Consider the following 19,847-nt stretch of genomic DNA (forward strand, 5'->3'; position numbering starts at 1 on the left):
GCGGCAGAGGAATTGGAACGGCTGGCGGAACAGAGTGATCTCCATGCGCAGTACCTGATGGGTCTACTCTACCGGGATGGCCTTCTACTGATCCCGGACAGCCAGAGCGCGAAATACTGGCTCACCCAGGCGGCAAAGCAGGGATTGCCGGAGGCACAGTACGCTCTGGACAAACTGCTTTCTCTGACGATCTTGAAGTCTGTGATTCGGACGGGGGCATCCGCTGCTTGAAAGAAGCAGCTGGGAACGGGAACCACTTTGCCGCCTACCGGCTGGGCAAGAAGTATCTCAGCGGCGAGGTTGTGTCAAAAGATGCAGTCAGAGTCACAGAGCGCCTCACCTAGTCAGCGGAGGCGGGAAACCAGTATGCCCAGTATATGCTGGGAAAGTTGTATCTGACTGGGCAGAGTGTTCAGCCGGATCAGGTCCAGGCAATAGTGTGGTTCGGCAGGTCCGCTGAGGGAAATCAGTACGCCCAGTTCTTTCTGGAGCGGCACGATGATATTCGACCGCCCTCTGTCATGCTGGCAGTTACCCGCCTGCTCTACCACATGAGCCGGAGCTTTGAGGACTGCTCCCTGCCTCGATCCAGCACTGGTCTGCGCATCGACCGGAAGCGCCGGCAGAAACTCCAGGCGAGGCGTATCGCTCTGGGCCACAAGCCGGATGACCATGAGGATGAGTAGCATCAGGATGAAATGACGATGAAGGGATGGTGAGCTGCACGAGAAAGGAAAAAGGCCTCCCGCAAATACGGGAGGCCCGGCAGATCAAGAGGTGCCTTCTCCCACTCCGCCCACATAGAACTCGGCCATATCGTCCAGCCGCAGGCAGGCCAGGCGTCGGTGTGCCGCCTTCATGCTGCCACAGCCGCAGTCGATGTCGAGGATGCCGTCTCCATGCCAGATTGAAAAGTCCTCGTCGTGCCCATCCGTAAGGAACACCGTGGGCGTGTGGCCGACAATGCAGATGGTGTCCGGAAAGGGGCTTCTGTTGTCTGGCTCCACCCGGCCCCAGATGCGGGTTTCGTGCCCCTCTCCCGGATACCCGTGTACCAGATGAAACCTCTGCCCACCCACTGTCAGGTCCAGATAGCCCGGCAGGCCGGCGAGGAAACACAGGATCCCATTCCGCTCTTGGTGCGTCCGGTGATAGATCAGCTCCCGGTAAGCAGACGAACCCGCCGTTCATCCGCCAGAGGTCCCGGGCGCCGAACTCGTTATTGGGTTCCAGGGTCCTCAGGCACATCTGCTTGTGGTTGCCCAGAAGCATGGTCATATTCGTCGCGGCTATGATCCTCCAAAAAATGTCCCCACCCAAAGTCCCCCGGACGATAACGCCTCCCAGAATGTATAGATGGTCCTCACCAGAGAATCGGATCAGCTCCAGCATCTGTTCAAGCTTATCCAACTCGCCGTGGATGTCCGATATACAGCAGATTACCGGCCGCACCTCCTGCCTGAAAAGTGATACCCGCATTTTACCATAGAATGTCTGCGGATACAACGGCGGTGTCCCCCCTTCAAATTTTGCAGGGTAGTATGCGATATACGCGTTTCCCAAATAGAAACTTTCTGATAATAGTCCTAATTCAGGGTGGCTATTCTTCTGCGATTGTGGGATTGTCCGTTGCTGAGAAAGGGAAGCTAGAATATGCACACTGTCACACGCCCATCAGGAAGGTCAACAAGGGGATTGTCAGAATCGAGCAGAGCGTGGAGGCAAAGATGATCTGCGATGCAAATATGGCATCACCGCCGTATTTGTCTGCCAAAATGGAAGTCGTGCTGCCTGCGGGCATCCCCGTTATCAGAATGCAGACATTGACCAGCGTTGAATCCAGCGGGAACGGCTTTAGCACCAGCCAGATCAGCACGGGAAAGAACACCAACCGTAAACAGGTGTACCATAGCACGGATTTGGAGAATAGAGATCGGATTGGCGCATCCGCGAGAATTGTACCGATCACGATCATGGAAAGCGGCACTGTGCAGCCGCTGGTTATGTCAATAGCTTCTTCTAAGAAATTTGGAAGTGAGATCGGAGCTACCATCAAAATCAGGCCCACAAATACCGCGATGATGCAGGGATGCCGCACCAATTTTCGGAAGGCATCTTTTTTACTGACATCCGTAAATAGGGAAAGACCCGCTGTCCACATGGTAAAGCGAAGGGGAATTTGAAATACGGAAGTATAGATGACACCCAGATCCCCGAACATCAGATGGGCAATCGGCAGCCCTACAAAGCTGGAATTGGAACAGATCATGCCATAGGACAGCACACTTTTCTGGTTTGCCGGATACCGGCGGAACAGCAGCTTGCTTCCGTAAATCGACAGTACCTGAATCCCGATGGAGATACAGACAGCCAGAATGCAGTTGTGCACAAAGCCATCGGGCAGTGTGATCCCACCCATAAAGGACGCTACGATATTACAGGGGAGAATCGCATAAATCAGAAGATCTGAAAGGGTTTTCCGCCCGTTTTCGCGGATGATCTTCAATTTTTTCACCAGCACACCCAACAGGATCAGCAGAAACAGCGTCTCCTGCAGGGATAACATCTCCCAGAAAAAATCCATCTCGCTCCCTCTTCTCCGCAAAGCTTATTCCAATAAAAATTCTACAATATATTCCGATAGGCCATACCATTTTTATCCGAAATAGGGCGCAGGGTCCGGCCCTGGGGCCGGACCCTGCACGAAAAAAGGATCGTGTGTGTCCGATGGTAGCAAATTTGGAATGCGGTACCGTGCTTACAGGATTTCGCAGCTGATTTCCTTCAGCTTTTCATCTACCCAGGGACGGATGTAGGTGCCGTCCCCCAGAATATGGGCCATGATGTCGGCTTCTTTCTTCTCAACCGCCTCGGTGGCATCCGCCAGCTCTGCGGCGATGGCGGGATCAATGAACAACACACCGTCGTCATCGCCCACTACGATGTCGCCGGGACGGACGAGTTTTCCACCAATCACCACGGGGACGTTGATCTCGCCGGGGCCGTTCTTATAGGGGCCGTTGGGGGTGGCGGACCGGGCGTAGACGTGGAAGTCCTCCATAGCCGCCAGACCGCCCCGGTCCCGGATGGCACCGTCGCAGACGATGCCCTTGATCCCGCGGGCCTTGCAGTAGGTGGCCATCAGCTCGCCGAAAATGGCCCGGTCTGTGAAGCCGCCGGCATCAATGACGATGACATCACCGGGCTTTGCCAAATCCATGGCAGCGTGAAACATCAGGTTATCGCCCTGAGGGACCCGGACGGTGAAGGCCGTGCCCAGCAGCTGTCCTTTGTATCCAATGGGCTCGATGGCCGCGTCCACTGCGGCGATGCGGCCCATGTTGTCATCGATGTTGGCCACCGGCATATCTTTGAACCGGGTCACCAGCTCCGGGGCGGGCCGCTGAAAATCCTTTACGATCTTGCATCCGATAGACATGATCTCATTCCTCCGATCTCAGATAAATGTAAAGCCAGTCTCTTTATTCAGTACGTCTCGGTCCGCCACGCAGCGGGCGGCTACTTTACCTGTAGTCACGGCGGTGGGGACCAGATCGCAGACCATCTGGATCTGGGTCTTCTTGCTGCCCACGCCATAGCTGCCGCAGTGGGGGTTGACGATGACGTTGTCCAGCGTCTTCAGCGGGTCATTTTCCGGCAGAGGCTCCCGCTCCACGGTGTCCAGGCCGGCGTACAGGATCTCGCCATTTTGCAGGGCCCAGACCATATCGTCGTTGTCGATGACGGGGCCTCGGCTGGTGTTGATGATCATGGCGGTATTCTTCATCTTTTTGAAGACTTCTTTGTTGAACACGTGGGTGGTTTCCGGGGTCAGCACGACATGGATGGAGATGATGTCGCTGCGGGTGATCAGCTCCTCAAAGGACACGAACTCTACATCCGGGTACTGAGCTTTGACGGCATCGCTGATGTACGGATCGCAGCTGATGACCTTTGTGCCGAACCCATTGTGGAAGATATCGTGGAGATGGCGGCCTGCCAGGCCGAAGCCGTAGAGCCCCAGAGTCAACTCCCGCACATCAGGGGGCAGCAGGTACTGACATTTGGGCCAGTTGCCCTTGCGCACCTCCCGGTCATAGTAGGCGGTGTTGCGGATCAGCCCCATGATCATGGCGGTGGCCACGTCAGCCAGCTCCTTGGCGCAGAAGCCAGGCAGGTTCAAAACGATCACGCCCAGCTCTGCGGCGGCCGCCAGGTCGATGCTGTTGACGCCGGCGCCAAACCGCTGGACGAACTTCACCTCCGGCAGGGTCTCCATCACCTTGCGGGTGATGGGCGGGTTGCCGGTGGCCAGGAGCACCTGGGCTCCTTGGCAGCCCGCGATGATCTCCTCTTCTGTGGGCTCCTTCTGACGAGTCGCTTCCACCTGGTACTCCAGCAGCTCCATCTGGATCCCGGCCGCCTGATAGGCTGCCGCCACACGGTCCAGTTCTTGGGGTGTGACGCTGCCGTAATCTTTGTCAACGACAATTGCTCTCATAAATTTGCCTCCTTCAAAAGTCGCTTACAGAGGCCAGAAAATGGGAATGAAGATCATGGATACGATGAGAATGACCACCGTCAGCCCCAGGCCGGGGCGGAAGAAGTCCATGAACTTCAGGTTGCCCGGACGGACGATCAGGGTGTTGGTGCCGCTGCCCACCGGGGTCAGGAACGGAGCGGATGCTGCCACACAGATGGCGATGGCCACGGCGGTGGTGTTCATGCCAAATGCCTGCACGATGGGAATGAACAACGGGGTGACCAGCATGGCACAGGAGGTGTTCATCATGGCATTGGTCAGCAGAGTTACCAGAACCAGAATGATAAACAGCACCAGCAACTTGTTGGGATGTTCGCCCAGCAGGTTTACCGCTGTATCGGCGATCAGGGCGCCGGCACCGCTTTTGCTCATGCCTGTGGAGACAGCGCTCATGCCGGCCACGATAAATAGAGTGGATAGATCGATGGATTTATAGGCATCGGACTGGCTGATACAGCCGGTCAGCACCAGAACAAAGGCCGCGAAGGCCGCCACCAGATACATAGGGAAGGAATCACTGTCGATGGCCATAGCCACCAGGAGCACTGCCAAGATCACCAGGCACAGCCCGGCCTTTACGGCGTTGAATTCCACAGCCTTATTGCTGCCGGTATATTCCGCCAGATATTCTCTGTCAGAGGTGTCGCCAGGGGTCAGGAACCGCTTTCCGATGGTCAGGAAGAACACAATGCCAGCAATGGAGACCGGAATGCCCACTTTGCCCAGTTCGAAGAAGGTCATAGTGGGAACGCCCAGATCCTCCAGGGCTCCGTTGACCACTACATTGCTGGCCGCGCCCATCAGTGTCAGGTTGCAACCAAAGCTTGCGGCGAAGGACATGGGAATCAGCTGCCGGGAGACGGAGACACCTGCCCGCTGGCTGACGCTGATGACGATGGGAAGCAGCATAGCGACTACGGCTACGCCGCTGCACACCGCGGAGATAATTGTAGCCACCAGCATAAAGGCGATCATGATGCCGTTTTCCGATGTACCTGTGAATTTGACCAGAACATCCGCCATCTTGGCGGCGATGCCTGTGTGGAAGAGGGCGGAACCAACCACCATCATTGCCGCCACCAGGACGATGGTGCTGCCGGAAAAGGCGCTGAACAATTCCGCCGGGTCAATGATCCCACACAACACCAAAACACTGCCACCCAGCATAGCCACCAGGGCCGCGGGGAGCTTCTCCGTCACAAAAAACACAACCATAACCAGCAGGACCAATAGCGTAATCACTGCAGGGCTCATAGGAGTTCTCCTTTCTTTTCTCCATTCATGTACGGTGATTTTGCGAAAGTGCAAAATCCATATTGGTTTTTCTTATCAGACCCTTGGTCCTAAATTTTCTTTACATAGGCAAGATTGTAGCAAAATATGCGCATTTTTTGCTTTTCTGTCATCATTTTAACGTCTATACTTGCTTTTGTCAAAGGCAAAAGGTAATATAAAGATTATAATGTCAACATTATACTAGTTGAGGAGGATCGGATCATATATGGTCTTGCATAACTATGAGTATTTCGTAGCCATCGTAGATGAGGGGAGCCTAACAAAAGCAGCTGAGCACCTGTATGTCTCCCAGCCTTCGCTCAGTCAGTATCTGAAAAGGCTGGAGGCGAATCTGGGCGTAGAACTGTTTGATCGCAGCGCCTCGCCGCTCCGGCTGACCTATACCGGTGAACGCTATTATCAATACGTCCTGCAGATGATGAAGCTGGATGAAAATATCCGCCGGGAATTTCAGGACATCAAAAACCAAACCAGCGGACGCCTCCGATTAGGAGTGGCGCTGTGGCGGGGCGCTTGCCTGCTGCCGGATGTATTCCCCAGCTTTCACCGGCAGTATCCGGACATTCACATCGAACTGACTGAGGGGCGCTCCGTCCAACTGGAAAGCGCATTGATGAACGATAAAATCGACCTTGCAGTGATGAATCTACCCCGCACGCTGGATTACAGCAAACTGGTATCGGAGGTCGTTTGCGAAGAACGGATTCTAATCGCCGCCCCCACACAACACCCTTATGTGCAGAACTTACTTGCAGACTGCCCGACCCTTGGAGGCTATCCTGTTGCCTCGCTGGAGCTGGTAACCCATATTCCCCTGATCCTGACGAAACCCGGACAGAATTTGACCCACGAGGTTAAACACGCTCTTGGGAAGAGTCATATTGAGCCAGATCTCCTTATGGAGACAGCCAATCTGACCACAGCTATTAATTTGACCGCTCAGGGCATTGCCTGCGCTTTTGTGCCAGAAGAGGGTGCGAAAGTCTGCCAGCACCCTGGCGCAGTGACTTATTTTGCAGTGGATTCCCCGGATCTGGTATGGGATTTAGCGGCCGTGTATCGGAAGGACACCTATCTGACGCGTCTTTCCCAGCTGTTCATTGATGTCATGAAACAGCAGCTCCGACGAGAATAAGCGGTGTTGAAAACGGCTGCATACGGAAAAATTTCACCTGCTCATACGGGGCAAAAAGAGCGTTCAGCATGCCAGCGGCTGCCAAACGCTCTTTTTGCAGGGAGAGCCCCAAACCCACTTTGTGGCTAAAGGCCGAAGGATAACGGATAAAAGGTAGTATATACATTAGAGTTTTGACAAAAAACACGCAAGGTATTTTGGCCCCACAAATAACTCAGAATTTACTGTGCAGTAAACAATAGGATGTCTGCGGATACAACAGTGGTACTCCCCCCTTTTCAAATTTTGCGGGGAAGTAAACAATATACGGGCTTCCCAAATAGAAACTTTCTGATAATAGTCCTCATTCAGGGTGGCTATTCTTCCGCAGTTGCGGTATTGTGTGTTGCTGAGAAAAGGCGGCCGTAATATGCAGCGAAAACTATTGGAAAGCGGAAACATCTTCAAACGATCAGACGGCCGCTGGAACGGCGTGGTCTGGTACTCGGATGAGCAGAGTTCAAAGAAACGCAAATCCTTCTGCGGGACCAGCAAACAAGAGGTCAAAGATAAAATCACTGCCTACCTTGCCGACTTCGACCGCCAGCTCACGGCCTCAGATGAGTCCAAGGCAAAGTTTGAGGAAAGCATGGGCAAGTGGCTCCGGGTATTCAAATTTCCCTCTGTGGAGCGCGGCACCTACGACCGGCTGGAGTGCACCGCCAAGTATCAGATCTACCCGATCCTCGGCGGCAAGGTGGTGGGTGACATCACCTCGGCAGATATCAAAGCCCTGCTGAATCACTGGATGAATGAGGGCTACGCCTACACCACAGTCAAGAAGGTCTACAACATCCTTACCGACTACTTCCGCTACCTGACTCAACAGGAGTACATCCCGAAGAACCCAATGGCTGCGGCTCCCATGATCAAGAAGTCAAACTTCATGGCTAGCCAGGGCAAGGAGGATCTGCCAACCTTCGAAACTGTGACCATCTTCACCCCGGAGGAGATCACAAAGTTCAAGGCGGAGGCTGTCAGGACCTGGGAAAACGGGACGCCCATCTATCAGCAGGCGGCCGCCTATACGCTGATGCTGAACACCGGACTCCGCACAGGCGAAGCCCTCGGACTGCTGAACAGCGACATCGATCTGGAGAACCGCGTCATCCACCTCCAGCGGGGCGTGAAAGAGGTTTTCAGGCGGGAAGGCACCGAATCCACCAGCGGCCGGGAGGTGAAGATCGGCAAGCTGAAGAGCACCTCCAGCAAACGGGATGTGCCCCTCAATCAGGCGGCAGTGGACGCCATCCTGACTCTGAGAGCGGAGCGATACTTCGGAGAGGACAGCCCTCTCATCTCGGATGAACACGGAGGTTATACCCGGCCGGTAAACTTCCGGAAACGATACTACCGCATTCTGGAGGCGGCTGGACTGGAGCAGCGGGGACTCCATGCCCTCCGACACACCTTCGCCACCAATCTGGTCAACGGAGTCAAACAGCCGAATGGAACCATCCGCGCGCTCTCTCCCCGGCAGGTGGCCGACCTCCTCGGCCACTCCACCTCAGAGATCACAGAACTCTACTACGTGAAAAAGGATACCTCCCGGCTGGCAGGAATCACGGCAGGATTCGATCTCTAAAGCACCCTCCAAAAAACGCGCCCCTGACCAGAAACCAACTGGCCAGGGGCGCAAAACTTTGATGCTAAAATGATGCTGTAGCAGACGGAAACAGTAAAAACGGATGACGCCAGATACCACATTCAGGGCATCATTTGAGCGTCACCCGCGGTCTCCCGAAAATCATTCCCTCGAAAAAGTAACAAAAAACCCCGATAAATCGGGGTTTTCGGAATAAACAATGGCAGGGGCAGAAGGATTCGAACCCTCGGCACGCGGTTTTGGAGACCGCTGCTCTACCAGCTGAGCTATACCCCTATCTCGCTTGCGGCACTCCCGTCAGGCGATCAACCATTCTGGTGGGCCTTCAGGGATTCGAACCCGGGACCGGCCGGTTATGAGCCAGCTGCTCTAACCAACTGAGCTAAAGGCCCGTATCGGCATTTCCTTCAAGAGAAGTATTGCCGCCACGCCGAGTGGCGGCAATACTTGGCTCCCCCAGTTGGACTCGAACCAACGACACCGCGGTTAACAGCCGCGTGCTCTACCGACTGAGCTATGGAGGAATGTGGCAGGCCCTTGTTAAAAACAAGAGCCTGTGTTGGCGCTACCTATCTTCCCGGGCCGTCACCAGCCAAGTATTGTCAGCAGGAACGAGCTTAACTGCCGTGTTCGGAATGGGAACGGGTGGACCCTCGCCCTAATCAGCACCAACTCTATGTCATCCGGTCTTGCCGGAGAACAAACTGTATTATATTGTATTTCGCTTCCCTTGTCAAGAACTTTCGCCCTTGAAAAGTCTGGTGACCCGTACCGGATTCGAACCGATGTTAACGGCGTGAGAGGCCGCTGTCTTAACCACTTGACCAACGGGCCATGGTGCACCTTCACGGACTCGAACCGGGGACCCACTGATTAAGAGTCAGTTGCTCTACCAACTGAGCTAAAGGTGCAAATCCCTTGAGCATGCTTCCCTGCACCCTCAAAACCGAACAATGTGACGCTGCTTTCAGGCTCGCCTGCTTTCTCGTAGGTCAAGCCCTCGGGCTATTAGTACCGGTCAGCTCCATACATTACTGCACTTCCACCTCCGGCCTATCTACCAGGTAGTCTTCCTGGGCCCTTACCCTCTTTCGAGGTGAGAGATCTCATCTTAGGGGGAGTTTCACGCTTAGATGCTTTCAGCGTTTATCTCGTCCGTACTTAGCTACCCAGCTATGCCCTTGGCAGGACAACTGGTGCACCAGAGGTACGTCCATCCCGGTCCTCTCGTACTAAGGACAGCTCCCTTCAAATCTCTTCCGCCCGCAACAGATAGGGACCGAACTGTCTCACGACGTTCTGAACCCAGCTCGCGTGCCACTTTAATCGGCGAACAGCCGAACCCTTGGGACCGAATTCAGCCCCAGGATGTGACGAGCCGACATCGAGGTGCCAAACCTCCCCGTCGCTGTGGACGCTTGGGGGAGATCAGCCTGTTATCCCCAGGGTAGCTTTTATCCGTTGAGCGATGGCATTTCCACTCACATACCACCGGATCACTAACTCCAACTTTCGTTACTGCTCGACCCGTCGGTCTCGCAGTTAGGCTGGCTTCTACGTTTACACTCACTGCACGATTTCCGTCCGTGCTGAGCCAACCTTTGAGCGCCTCCGTTACTCTTTAGGAGGCGACCGCCCCAGTCAAACTGCCCGCCTAACAGTGTCCCCCGACCGGATTCACGGCCGCAGGTTAGAAATTCAGCAATCCAAGAGTGGTATCCCACCGGCGGCTCCACAAGAGCTGACGCCCCTGCTTCCAAGCCTCCCACCTATCCTGTACATGGGTTACCGAATTCCAGTATTAAGCTGCAGTAAAGCTCCATGGGGTCTTTCCGTCTAGTTGCGGGTAACTGGTATCTTCACCAGTACTACAATTTCGCCGGGCGGGCTGTTGAGACAGTGCCCAAATCATTACGCCTTTCGTGCGGGTCAGAACTTACCTGACAAGGAATTTCGCTACCTTAGGACCGTTATAGTTACGGCCGCCGTTTACCGGGGCTTCAATTCAATGCTTCGCTTGCGCTGACATCTCCTCTTAACCTTCCGGCACCGGGCAGGCGTCAGCCCATATACGTCATCTTTCGATTTAGCATAGACCTGTGTTTTTGGTAAACAGTTGCTTGGGCCTTTTCACTGCGGCCTCTTTCGAGGCTCCCCTTATTCCGAAGTTACGGGGTCAACTTGCCGAGTTCCTTAACAACCCTTCTCCCGTTGGCCTTAGGATTCTCTCCTCATCTACCTGTGTCGGTTTGCGGTACGGGCACCTTAGTATCCATCAGAGCTTTTCTCGCCTCTCAGCATCGCGGACTTCGCTACTATATTTTCGCTCCCTTTCGCCCGGGTCAACCAACGCCCGGGTTCCGCTATCCAAAAGTGTCCCTCTGACTTAAAGTTCGGTGGCTACGGAATTTCTACCGTATGTGCATCGACTACGCCTTTCGGCCTCGCCTTAGCTCCCGGCTTACCTTGGGCGGACGAACCTTCCCCAAGAAACCTTAGATTTTCGGCCATTATGATTCCCACATAATTCTCGCTACTCATTCCGGCATTCTCACTTCCATGCAGTCCACCGCTGCTTTCGCTACGACTTCACCCCACATGGAACGCTCCCCTACCACTGTCTTACGACAATCCTAAGCTTCGGTTAGATGCTTAGCCCCGTTACATTTTCCGCGCAGAGTCACTCGACCAGTGAGCTATTACGCACTCTTTTAATGAGTGGCTGCTTCTAAGCCAACATCCTGGTTGTTTTCGCAACTCCACATCGTTTTCCACTTAGCATCTATTCGGGACCTTAGCTGTAGGTCTGGGCTGTTTCCCTTTTGACAATGAAACTTATCTCACACTGTCTGACTGCTATGCATCAATTAGCCGGCATTCTTAGTTTGATAGGCGTTGGTAACCTTATCGGCCCCGCTACCATTCAGTGCTTTACCTCCGGTAATCTAACATAACGCTAGCCCTAAAGCTATTTCGGGGAGAACCAGCTATCTCCGAGTTCGATTGGAATTTCACCGCTACCCACAAGTCATCCGCCACCATTGCAACGGGGGTCGGTTCGGTCCTCCATGGGGTTTCACCCCCACTTCAACCTGCTCATGGGTAGGTCACCCGGTTTCGGGTCTATGGCAACGAACTTTACGCCCTATTCAGACTCGCTCTCGCTTCGCCTCCGGCACTGAATGCCTTAAGCTCGCTCGTTACTATAACTCGCCGGACCGTTCTACAAAAAGTACGCCATCACACGTTAACGTGCTTTGACAGCTTGTAAGCACAAGGTTTCAGGTTCTCTTTCACTCCCCTCCCGGGGTCCTTTTCACCTTTCCCTCACGGTACTGCTCCTCTATCGGTCATCAGGTAGTATTTAGGCTTGGAGGGTGGTCCCCCCTGTTTCCCACGGGGTTTCACGTGTCCCGCGGTACTCTGGATTCAGTCGCACGGCCTTCTCTTTCGGATACGGGGCTCTCACCCTCTGTGGCGGGCCTTCCCAGACCCTTCTCCTAGATAACTTCCGCTAAATGACTGTCCGCAACCCCGAGGAATAAATCCCTCGGTTTGGCCTCTTCCGCGTTCGCTCGCCACTACTTGCGGAATCTCGGTTGATGTCTCTTCCTCGCCCTACTTAGATGTTTCAGTTCAGGCGGTTCCCTTCCTACGCCTATTTTGTTCAACGCAGGATGACTGGATATTGTCCAGCCGGGTTGCCCCATTCGGATATCCCCGGATCAATGGATATTTGCTCCTCCCCGAGGCTTTTCGCAGCTTGTCACGTCCTTCTTCGGCTCCTGATGCCAAGGCATTCCCCTTGCGCTCTTTCCAGCTTGACCTATCGCTGTTCTCACAGCGACTTGTCAGAGAATTCTTGGTTCTCTTTGAGAATTATGCAGGCTTTACAAAGATCGAAATTGTATGTCACCCTGCATCCTTTCGGATGCTGTTCCACAATCAATTTGTTTCCTCTGTGTTTCCACAGAGAAACCTCTCTGTTGCCTTACTTGCTTTTGTCACATTGTTCAGTTTTCAAGGTGCAGATCGCCGTCCGCAAGCTTTCGCTTGTCTCCGGCACAGCTTCCAACCGCTTTTGCAGTCAGATTTGAAGATCCGATCTTTCGATCAGGTCTTCAAATCCAAAGGCAAATCGCCTGGTGGGCCCGAGTGGGCTCGAACCACCGACCTTACGATTATCAGTCGTACGCTCTAGCCAGCTGAGCTACGGGCCCTCGTCTTGGACGAGGTGACGCTTTATTCTCTTGGTGGAGATAGTCGGGTTCGAACCGGCGACCTCCTGCTTGCAAGGCAGGCGCTCTCCCAGCTGAGCTATATCCCCTTCTATCTCCCGGCGTACGCCCTCTAAATTAAACAACGTAACTCTTTTTCCGCTCCAGCTGACCAGGAATTCCAGGCAGAGCTTGCTCTGCCCAGGTCTCCTTAGAAAGGAGGTGATCCAGCCGCACCTTCCGATACGGCTACCTTGTTACGACTTCACCCCAATTATCGAACCCACCTTCGGCCGCGCCCTCCTTGCGGTTAGGCTACGGACTTCGGGTGTTCCCGACTCTCATGGTGTGACGGGCGGTGTGTACAAGGCCCGGGAACGTATTCACCGCGGCATGCTGATCCGCGATTACTAGCGATTCCGACTTCACGCAGGCGGGTTGCAGCCTGCGATCCGAACTGGGACGGCTTTTGGGGGTTTGCTCTGCCTCGCGGCTTTGCCTCCCTCTGTTGACCGCCATTGTATTACGTGTGTAGCCCAGGACATAAGGGGCATGATGATTTGACGTCGTCCCCACCTTCCTCCGTTTTGTCAACGGCAGTCTCGCTAGAGTGCTCTTGCGTAGCAACTAACAATAGGGGTTGCGCTCGTTGCGGGACTTAACCCAACATCTCACGACACGAGCTGACGACAACCATGCACCACCTGTCTCTACTTTCCCCGAAGGGCACCTGATGTATCTCTACTTCGTTAGTAGGATGTCAAGCCCTGGTAAGGTTCTTCGCGTTGCTTCGAATTAAACCACATAATCCACCGCTTGTGCGGGCCCCCGTCAATTCCTTTGAGTTTCAACCTTGCGATCGTACTCCCCAGGTGGGATACTTATTGTGTTAACTGCGGCACGCAGGGGGTCAGTCCCCGCACACCTAGTATCCATCGTTTACAGCGTGGACTACCAGGGTATCTAATCCTGTTTGCTCCCCACGCTTTCGCGCCTCACCGTCAGTTGCCGTCCAGTTATCCGCCTTCGCCACTGGTGTTCTTCCTTATATCTACGCATTTCACCGCTACACAAGGAATTCCGATAACCTCTCCGGTACTCAAGACCTACAGTTTCAAATGCAGTTTGGAGGTTAAGCCTCCAGATTTCACATCTGACTTGCCGGCCCGGCTGCACGCCCTTTACACCCAGTAAATCCGGACAACGCTTGCCACCTACGTATTACCGCGGCTGCTGGCACGTAGTTAGCCGTGGCTTATTCGTCAGGTACCGTCTTCTACTCTTCCCTGACAAAAGAAGTTTACAACCCGAAAGCCTTCTTCCTTCACGCGGCGTTGCTGGGTCAGACTTGCGTCCATTGCCCAATATTCCCCACTGCTGCCTCCCGTAGGAGTCTGGGCCGTATCTCAGTCCCAATGTGGCCGGTCAACCTCTCAGTCCGGCTACTGATCGTCGCCATGGTGGGCCGTTACCCCACCATCTAGCTAATCAGACGCGAGGCCATCTTCCAGCGATAAAATCTTTGACATGCCCGGGATGCCCCGGTCATGCGTCATGCGGTATTAGCAGTCGTTTCCAACTGTTGTCCCCCTCTGGAAGGTAGGTTCCTCACGCGTTACTCACCAGTCCGCCACTAAGCATTCCTATCATTTGGCCGAAACCTCAGTCAAGGGTGCTCCGTTCGACTTGCATGTGTTAAGCACGCCGCCAGCGTTCGTCCTGAGCCAGGATCAAACTCTCTATAAAATGGTATCTAAACGAACCGTAGTCCGTTCAAACCTTCATAGAGCTATTTGTCATAGCTTCATTTCTCCATCCCACCGGTAATTGACTCAACCCAGTGAGACGGCTTTGTCCTTTGGCAAACTCATCTAAATGAGCTCGCCTTCTGGTGCTTCCTTTTCGTTACATTGTTTAATTTACAAGGTGCACGCCGTTCCCGGCGGAACATTGCTATTATACTTGATTTCATTTCGTTTGTCAAGAACTTTTTTCAGAAGTTTTTTGACATCCGATCCATCTCGTATCAGCAGCAACCTGTTTAGGTTACCACACCTCAGCCTTGCTGTCAAGAACTTTTTTCATTTCTTCCCGGCCCGGCTCATCACCGCGCCGACAGCTTTGTTAGAATACCAAATCCTTCCCCTTTTGTCAATACCTTTTTCGAGGTTTTTTTATTTTTCTGATTGCTGTGGCGATTTCTCCGGCTTTCGTCCCCTTCCCCTTGCGCAGGTCGGGAAAATAAGCTGTGCAAACGGAGGCGACAGTGGTATAATGTCCATGGAAATAAAATGTATACATAGTAGGAGGGATTGATCTGCGGATTCATCGCATGACCGCCACCTTCGGCAAACTCCAGGGCCGGTCTTTGGAGCTGGGGGACGGTCTGAATATCATCGAAGCCCCCAACGAGACTGGAAAGTCCACCTGGTGCGCCTTTCTGCTCTCTATTTTATATGGTGTCAACAGCCGGGAGCGGGACCGCGCTGGTTTTATCGCGGATAAAAACCGCTTTGCTCCCTGGTCAGGCGCGGCCATGTCCGGCCGGATGGACTGCGGCACGGAACTGGGGGAGCTGACTCTGACCCGCGCCACCCGGCGGCAGACCAGCCCCATGGGGGAATTCAGTGCCGTATACGCCGGTACCAACGAGCCTGTGCCGGGCCTGACCGGTGCCGCCTGCGGCGAGACCCTGCTGGGCATCAGCCGGGAGGTCTTTGAGCGCAGCGCCTTTATCCGGCAGAATAACCTGCCCATCAGCCAGGACGCCGAGCTGGAACGGCGCATCGCGGCCTTGATCTCCTCCGGAGAGGAGGGCACCTCCTATACAGAGGCTGCGGATGCCCTGAAAAAGCAGCTGAATCGTCGCCGCCATAACAGGACCGGGCAGCTCCCCGCTCTGGAGACGGAGCTGGCCGAACTGGACCGTCAGCTGTCGGAGAGCAACTCTCTGGCCCGGCAGCTGGTGCAGGCCCGCTCCGAGGTCGAAGCTCTGTCCCGTCGGGCGGAGATCCTACAGGCGGAACTGACGGACTGCAACCGCTGGGAGGCCGCCCAGCGCCGCCAGGCCCTCTCCGGTGCCGCATCGGCGGCGGAACAGGCAGAGGTCCGCGCCGCGCAGGTGCAGGAGCGGCTTCAGCAGGACCAAATCCCGGAGAACGAGACCATCGCCCGGCTCCGCGGCGCCATCGTCAATCTGGAGACCACCCGGAGAGCCGTGGACAAGGCCCGGTCGGAGCGGGACGAGGCCATGAAGGCATTGCTGCGGGCGGAGGCCGCTGTGAATGAGAGTCCCTTTGCCGGGCAGAGTCCGGAGAGCGCCCGGCGAGAGGCCGCAGGAACTGAGAACGAGCCTGTCAAATGGAATCCGGTCCCCGGCGTGCTGACTTTTTTAATTGGTGTCCCACTGTGTTTCGTCGTGACCTATGCGGTACTTTTTCTCACAGGCAGCCACAGCAAGCTGCTTGCGCTTCTCACCATGCTAGCCGGATTCTCCTGCGTGTGCGCCCTCGCTCTCTTTTTGAAAAAGCGGGCGTTTCAGGCCGGCTGGGCAGAACTCCGGTTGAAGCGCTTCGGCACCGCGGACCTGGATGCCATCCGCCAGCTGGCTGAGGATTACGCCAAGCTGTGCGAGGCCCGGGACGCCGCCCAGGCCAGTGTCAACGCCAAGTCCGCCGCAGCGGACACCTTATATAGTAGTCTCTCCTCCAACGAACAGGGCATCCTGCTGGAGGTCCGGCGCTTCGCTCCCGACGCCTTCGACATCCCCACGGCGGACCAGCTGCTCCGGGCCTGTGCCGTCCGGCGGAAGGAGCTGGCGGAGGCGGAGACCGCCGCCCGGGAGGCACGGATGCGCTATGAGCTTCAGGTCCAGCAGGCGCCCGCTCCCGGCACGCCGGAGGCGGATGTCCCCGCTCCCGTCCGGAGCCGGGAGGCCATCTCCACGGAGCTGGACCGGGTCCGCGCCGCACTGGCGGAGGCCCGCTCCTCCGCGGACCGTCTGGACGGCCAGCTCCACGCCGCGGGCGATCCCGCGGTGCTGCGGGCTTCTGCCGAGGACCTGGCTGCCCGAAAGGAGCGGCTGGAAACGGAGTACAGCGCTCTCCGGCTGGCTATGGAGGCACTGGAGGGGGCCAACACCGCCCTGCAGAACCGCTTCTCTCCCGCTCTGGGCCGCCGGGCAGCGGAGATCTTTTCCCGACTGACCGACAACCGCTATGCCGGTGTGGTGCTGGACCGGAGCTTCCGCCTCTCGGCAGAGCCTGTGGGAGACCCGGTGTTCCGGGATGCCGCCCTGCTCTCCGCCGGCGCGCTGGACCAGCTGTATCTGGCGGTGCGCCTGGCCATCTGTGAGCTGGTGCTGCCGCCGGAGAAGCAGGTGCCCATCGTGCTGGACGACGCCCTGGCCAATTTTGACGACAGCCGCTGCGCTGCGGCCCTGCAGTTTTTGAAAGAGGCCGCCGGGAACCGGCAGATCCTGCTCTTCACCTGCCACAGCCGGGAGGGGGAATTTTTTGCCGGAGACAGGGAAGTTTTCGTCCAGCGGTTGACGGATGCGGCGGTAGAGGTATAAGATATGGAATACTCCCCGTTCCCCGCAGCGGCGGGGCCGGGAGCCTGTGTTTATCAATTACGCGAAAGCGAAAAAAGGAGATATCCATACTATGAGCGAATGCACCCACGACTGCTCCACCTGCGGCGAGAGCTGCAGCGAGCGGCAGGAACCCCAGTCCCTGCTGAAGGAGCACCATCCCGAAGCCCACATCGGTAAGGTGTTCGGCATCGTGTCCGGCAAGGGCGGCGTCGGAAAGTCCATGGTCACCAGCCAGCTGGCGGTCACCATGCGCCGCCGGGGCCATCAGGTCGGCATTCTGGATGCCGACGTCACCGGTCCCTCCATCCCCAAGGCCTTCGGCATCCACGGCCAGGCCACAGGCAGCGAGGCGGGCCTGTATCCCATGGTGTCCAAAACCGGCATTCAGGTGATGAGCACCAACCTGCTGCTGCCCAACGAGACGGACCCGGTCATCTGGCGGGGCCCGGTCATCTCCGGCGTGGTCCAGCAGTTCTGGACCGACGTGCTGTGGAACTGCGACTACCTGTTCGTGGATATGCCGCCGGGAACCGGCGATGTGTCCCTCAGTGTGTTCCAGTCCATTCCCCTGGACGGCATCGTGATCGTGGCCTCTCCCCAGGAGCTGGTGAGCATGGTGGTGGAGAAGGCCGTGAAGATGGCAGAGATGATGGAGGTCCCCATCGTGGGCCTGGTGGAGAACATGAGCTATGTCACCTGTCCGGACTGCGGGAAGCAGATCCATCTCTTCGGCCAGGGCAAAACTGCCGAGGCTGCGGAGCGCCACCATCTGCCCGTGCTGGCGGAGATGCCCATCGACCCGGCCCTGGCCGCCCTTACCGACGCCGGAGACATCGAGTCCTTCCAGGGCAGCTGGCTGGAGGCTGCCGCCGACAAGCTGGAGGGGAAATAATGCTCAACGCCGCGCCGTGTCCTTCCACGGCGCGGCGTTTGCCGCGTTTTGTCCGTCCTATGCAAATCCACCGGAGGAAGCACCTTCTTTTTGTGGGCAAAAACAGTTGCAAAATCCGGCAGGATTCGAGATAATAGAAAAAGATCAAATTTGGCATAAAACCATGCAAAATACAGACAGATCGAGGGGGAATCACCCATGCAGGAACTGAAAGACCGCATCGTGAAAGAGGGCAAGGTGCTGCCCGGCAACATCATCAAGGTGGATGGTTTTCTGAACCACCGCATCGACACGGAGCTGATGGACCATATCGCAGAGGAGTTCGGCAAACACTTCAATATGGACGAGGTCACCATGATCCTCACCGCCGAGGCCAGCGGCATCGCCCTGTCCGCCATCGTGGCCCACCACTTCCACAAGCCCATGATCTTCGCCAAGAAGGCCAAGAGCGACAACATCGAGGGCGGCCTGTACCAGAGCGACATCTTCTCCTACACCTATAAGAAAAAGGTGACGCTGCTGGTGTCCAAGGAGTGGCTCTCCGCCGACGACAAGGTCCTGATTATCGACGACTTCATGGCCAACGGCGAAGCCATGCGGGGCCTGTGCGACATCGTCAACGCCGCCGGTGCCACGCTGGTGGGCATCGGCTGCGCGGTAGAGAAGGGGTTCCAGGGCGGCGGCGACCGGCTGCGGGCCGCGGGTGTGAACCTGAAGTCCCTGGCCATCATCGAGTCCGCCGAGCCCGGCAACATCGTCTTCCGGGGCGAGGACTGATCCTCTGCATTTTCCGCGGCACTCTGTAAGATTCGTCTCTTTTTTCCGTCTGATAGGATAGCAGAACGATCGTTCCCTATCTTTCGGCGCATCAGAAAAAGGAGGACTTTTCCATGAAACGGCCCCCACTGTTTCTGGTACTGCTGACCCTGGCCCTAGCGCTGCTCCCCAGCTGTACGCCGCCGGGAGGCGGAGCCGACGCAAAGCCGGTCATCTACCTCTATCCGGAGGCGGAGACCGATGTCACCGTTACCCTGGACTATGACGGGGAACTGACCTGTGTTTATCCCGTCATGAATGGAAATTCCTGGATGGTCACCGCCAGCCCCGACGGGACGCTGACGGACGCGGTCGGTCAGACCTACAATTACCTCTACTGGGAGGGCGTCAGCCGGACGGAATATGACTTCTCCCAGGGCTTCTGCGTACCAGGCAGGGACACCGCCGCCTTTTTGGAGGACACCCTGGCCACTCTGGGTCTGAACCGCCGGGAGGCCAACGAGTTTATTGTCTACTGGCTGCCTCACATGGAGGGGAACGCCTATAATCTGATCGCCTTCCAGACAAGTTCCTACACGGACCATGCCCGGCTCACGGCAGACCCGGCGCCGGACACGGTGCTGCGGGTCTTCATGGCCTGGAAGCCGCTGGACCGCTCCGTGGAGCTTCCGCCCCAGACGCTGGCCGCCCCGGTGCGTACCGGCTTCACCCTGGTGGAGTGGGGCGGCGCAGAGATCTCATAAACCGA

13 protein-coding genes, 7 tRNA genes and 3 rRNA genes are annotated in these 19,847 nt (G+C 56.2%); 8 read left to right on the forward strand and 15 right to left on the reverse strand.

The genetic code is table 11. The features are described from left to right. The first annotated feature begins 12 nt into the window (after window positions 1–12). Window positions 13–231 carry an SEL1-like repeat protein gene (locus tag DN611_RS17185; protein ID WP_249390876.1) on the forward strand — a complete coding sequence of 73 codons (219 nt, stop codon included), beginning with the start codon at window positions 13–15 and terminating at the stop codon, window positions 229–231. A gap of 146 nt (window positions 232–377) precedes the next feature. Continuing rightward, complete coding sequence (locus DN611_RS17190) at window positions 378–686, forward strand: SEL1-like repeat protein (protein ID WP_249390877.1); 309 nt, start codon at window positions 378–380, stop codon at window positions 684–686. 84 nt (window positions 687–770) lie between these two features. Here DN611_RS17190 and DN611_RS15130 read toward each other — a convergent pair whose 3' ends face one another. The 5 genes from DN611_RS15130 to DN611_RS15150 all read right to left on the reverse strand — a co-directional run bounded on the left by DN611_RS15130 (window position 771) and on the right by DN611_RS15150 (window position 5,797). Further along, on the reverse strand, window positions 771–1,007 hold the full coding sequence (locus DN611_RS15130) for a hypothetical protein (protein ID WP_025544140.1): 237 nt from the start codon (window positions 1,005–1,007) through the stop codon (window positions 771–773). Between the two features lie 656 nt (window positions 1,008–1,663). After that, window positions 1,664–2,584 (reverse strand): AEC family transporter, encoded by a 921-nt coding sequence (locus tag DN611_RS15135; RefSeq protein WP_025544141.1) that lies wholly within the window; start codon window positions 2,582–2,584, stop codon window positions 1,664–1,666. Window positions 2,585–2,758: 174 nt separating this feature from the next. Then, window positions 2,759–3,439, reverse strand: a complete 681-nt coding sequence (locus DN611_RS15140; RefSeq protein ID WP_119311766.1) for an RraA family protein — start codon at window positions 3,437–3,439, stop codon at window positions 2,759–2,761. 18 nt (window positions 3,440–3,457) lie between these two features. Next, on the reverse strand, window positions 3,458–4,501 hold the full coding sequence (locus DN611_RS15145) for a 2-hydroxyacid dehydrogenase (RefSeq protein ID WP_025544144.1): 1,044 nt from the start codon (window positions 4,499–4,501) through the stop codon (window positions 3,458–3,460). 24 nt (window positions 4,502–4,525) lie between these two features. Then, window positions 4,526–5,797, reverse strand: a complete 1,272-nt coding sequence (locus DN611_RS15150) for an SLC13 family permease (protein ID WP_025544145.1) — start codon at window positions 5,795–5,797, stop codon at window positions 4,526–4,528. A gap of 247 nt (window positions 5,798–6,044) precedes the next feature. Between DN611_RS15150 and DN611_RS15155 the strand changes: the two genes are divergently transcribed. Together DN611_RS15155 and DN611_RS15160 are read left to right on the forward strand one after the other, a co-directional pair. After that, window positions 6,045–6,974 carry a LysR family transcriptional regulator gene (locus tag DN611_RS15155; protein ID WP_025544146.1) on the forward strand — a complete coding sequence of 310 codons (930 nt, stop codon included), beginning with the start codon at window positions 6,045–6,047 and terminating at the stop codon, window positions 6,972–6,974. A gap of 409 nt (window positions 6,975–7,383) precedes the next feature. Then, window positions 7,384–8,598, forward strand: coding sequence for a tyrosine-type recombinase/integrase (locus tag DN611_RS15160; RefSeq protein ID WP_119311767.1), 1,215 nt, complete (start codon window positions 7,384–7,386; stop codon window positions 8,596–8,598). Between the two features lie 221 nt (window positions 8,599–8,819). On the opposite strand, the gene DN611_RS15165 is transcribed toward DN611_RS15160, so the two are convergent. The 10 genes from DN611_RS15165 to DN611_RS15210 form a co-directional block, all read right to left on the reverse strand. Further along, window positions 8,820–8,895, reverse strand: a tRNA-Trp gene (locus DN611_RS15165). A 39-nt stretch (window positions 8,896–8,934) separates the two neighbouring features. Beyond that, a tRNA-Ile gene (locus DN611_RS15170) sits at window positions 8,935–9,011 on the reverse strand. Window positions 9,012–9,067: 56 nt separating this feature from the next. Next, window positions 9,068–9,143 (reverse strand) — tRNA-Asn (locus tag DN611_RS15175). Window positions 9,144–9,176: 33 nt separating this feature from the next. Next, window positions 9,177–9,292, reverse strand: a 5S ribosomal RNA gene (gene rrf / locus DN611_RS15180). Between the two features lie 86 nt (window positions 9,293–9,378). Then, window positions 9,379–9,453, reverse strand: a tRNA-Glu gene (locus DN611_RS15185). Window position 9,454: 1 nt separating this feature from the next. Further along, a tRNA-Lys gene (locus tag DN611_RS15190) sits at window positions 9,455–9,530 on the reverse strand. A 77-nt stretch (window positions 9,531–9,607) separates the two neighbouring features. Then, a 23S ribosomal RNA gene (locus DN611_RS15195) occupies window positions 9,608–12,446 on the reverse strand. A gap of 316 nt (window positions 12,447–12,762) precedes the next feature. Next, window positions 12,763–12,839: transfer RNA gene (locus DN611_RS15200), tRNA-Ile, on the reverse strand. Window positions 12,840–12,870: 31 nt separating this feature from the next. Then, a tRNA-Ala gene (locus DN611_RS15205) sits at window positions 12,871–12,946 on the reverse strand. Between the two features lie 105 nt (window positions 12,947–13,051). Then, window positions 13,052–14,582: ribosomal RNA gene (locus tag DN611_RS15210) — 16S ribosomal RNA — on the reverse strand. The 16S, 23S and 5S rRNA genes sit together here with 7 tRNA genes alongside, the layout of an rRNA operon. A gap of 586 nt (window positions 14,583–15,168) precedes the next feature. Between DN611_RS15210 and DN611_RS15215 the strand changes: the two genes are divergently transcribed. The 4 genes from DN611_RS15215 (at window position 15,169) to DN611_RS17195 (ending at window position 19,842) form a co-directional block, all read left to right on the forward strand. Then, the gene (locus DN611_RS15215) at window positions 15,169–17,409 is read left to right on the forward strand and encodes an ATP-binding protein (RefSeq protein WP_256264555.1); all 2,241 of its coding nucleotides are present in this window, start codon (window positions 15,169–15,171) and stop codon (window positions 17,407–17,409) included. A gap of 91 nt (window positions 17,410–17,500) precedes the next feature. After that, a complete protein-coding gene (locus DN611_RS15220) occupies window positions 17,501–18,322 on the forward strand; it encodes an Mrp/NBP35 family ATP-binding protein (protein ID WP_119311769.1) in 822 nt (273 codons plus the stop codon). A 198-nt stretch (window positions 18,323–18,520) separates the two neighbouring features. Further along, on the forward strand, window positions 18,521–19,099 hold the full coding sequence (locus DN611_RS15225) for a xanthine phosphoribosyltransferase (RefSeq protein ID WP_021750465.1): 579 nt from the start codon (window positions 18,521–18,523) through the stop codon (window positions 19,097–19,099). A 113-nt stretch (window positions 19,100–19,212) separates the two neighbouring features. Continuing rightward, complete coding sequence (locus DN611_RS17195; protein WP_025544726.1) at window positions 19,213–19,842, forward strand: hypothetical protein; 630 nt, start codon at window positions 19,213–19,215, stop codon at window positions 19,840–19,842. Window positions 19,843–19,847: the final 5 nt, after the last annotated feature.

Origin of the sequence: Oscillibacter sp. PEA192 (genome assembly GCF_003574015.1) — a bacterium.
Taxonomy (GTDB): Bacteria; Bacillota; Clostridia; order Oscillospirales; family Oscillospiraceae; genus Oscillibacter; species Oscillibacter welbionis.

Excerpts from the sequence above, each read along its gene's own strand:
- DN611_RS17190 (WP_249390877.1), top strand. The coding sequence starts at position 378 with ATGCTGGGAAAGTTGTATCTGACTGGGCAGAGTGTTCAGCCGGATCAG.
- DN611_RS15135 (WP_025544141.1), bottom strand. The coding sequence starts at position 2,584 with ATGGATTTTTTCTGGGAGATGTTATCCCTGCAGGAGACGCTGTTTCTG.
- DN611_RS15140 (WP_119311766.1), bottom strand. The coding sequence starts at position 3,439 with ATGTCTATCGGATGCAAGATCGTAAAGGATTTTCAGCGGCCCGCCCCG.
- DN611_RS15145 (WP_025544144.1), bottom strand. The coding sequence starts at position 4,501 with ATGAGAGCAATTGTCGTTGACAAAGATTACGGCAGCGTCACACCCCAA.
- DN611_RS15150 (WP_025544145.1), bottom strand. The coding sequence starts at position 5,797 with ATGAGCCCTGCAGTGATTACGCTATTGGTCCTGCTGGTTATGGTTGTG.
- DN611_RS15155 (WP_025544146.1), top strand. The coding sequence starts at position 6,045 with ATGGTCTTGCATAACTATGAGTATTTCGTAGCCATCGTAGATGAGGGG.
- DN611_RS15160 (WP_119311767.1), top strand. The coding sequence starts at position 7,384 with ATGCAGCGAAAACTATTGGAAAGCGGAAACATCTTCAAACGATCAGAC.
- DN611_RS15215 (WP_256264555.1), top strand. The coding sequence starts at position 15,169 with ATGACCGCCACCTTCGGCAAACTCCAGGGCCGGTCTTTGGAGCTGGGG.
- DN611_RS15220 (WP_119311769.1), top strand. The coding sequence starts at position 17,501 with ATGAGCGAATGCACCCACGACTGCTCCACCTGCGGCGAGAGCTGCAGC.
- DN611_RS15225 (WP_021750465.1), top strand. The coding sequence starts at position 18,521 with ATGCAGGAACTGAAAGACCGCATCGTGAAAGAGGGCAAGGTGCTGCCC.
- DN611_RS17195 (WP_025544726.1), top strand. The coding sequence starts at position 19,213 with ATGAAACGGCCCCCACTGTTTCTGGTACTGCTGACCCTGGCCCTAGCG.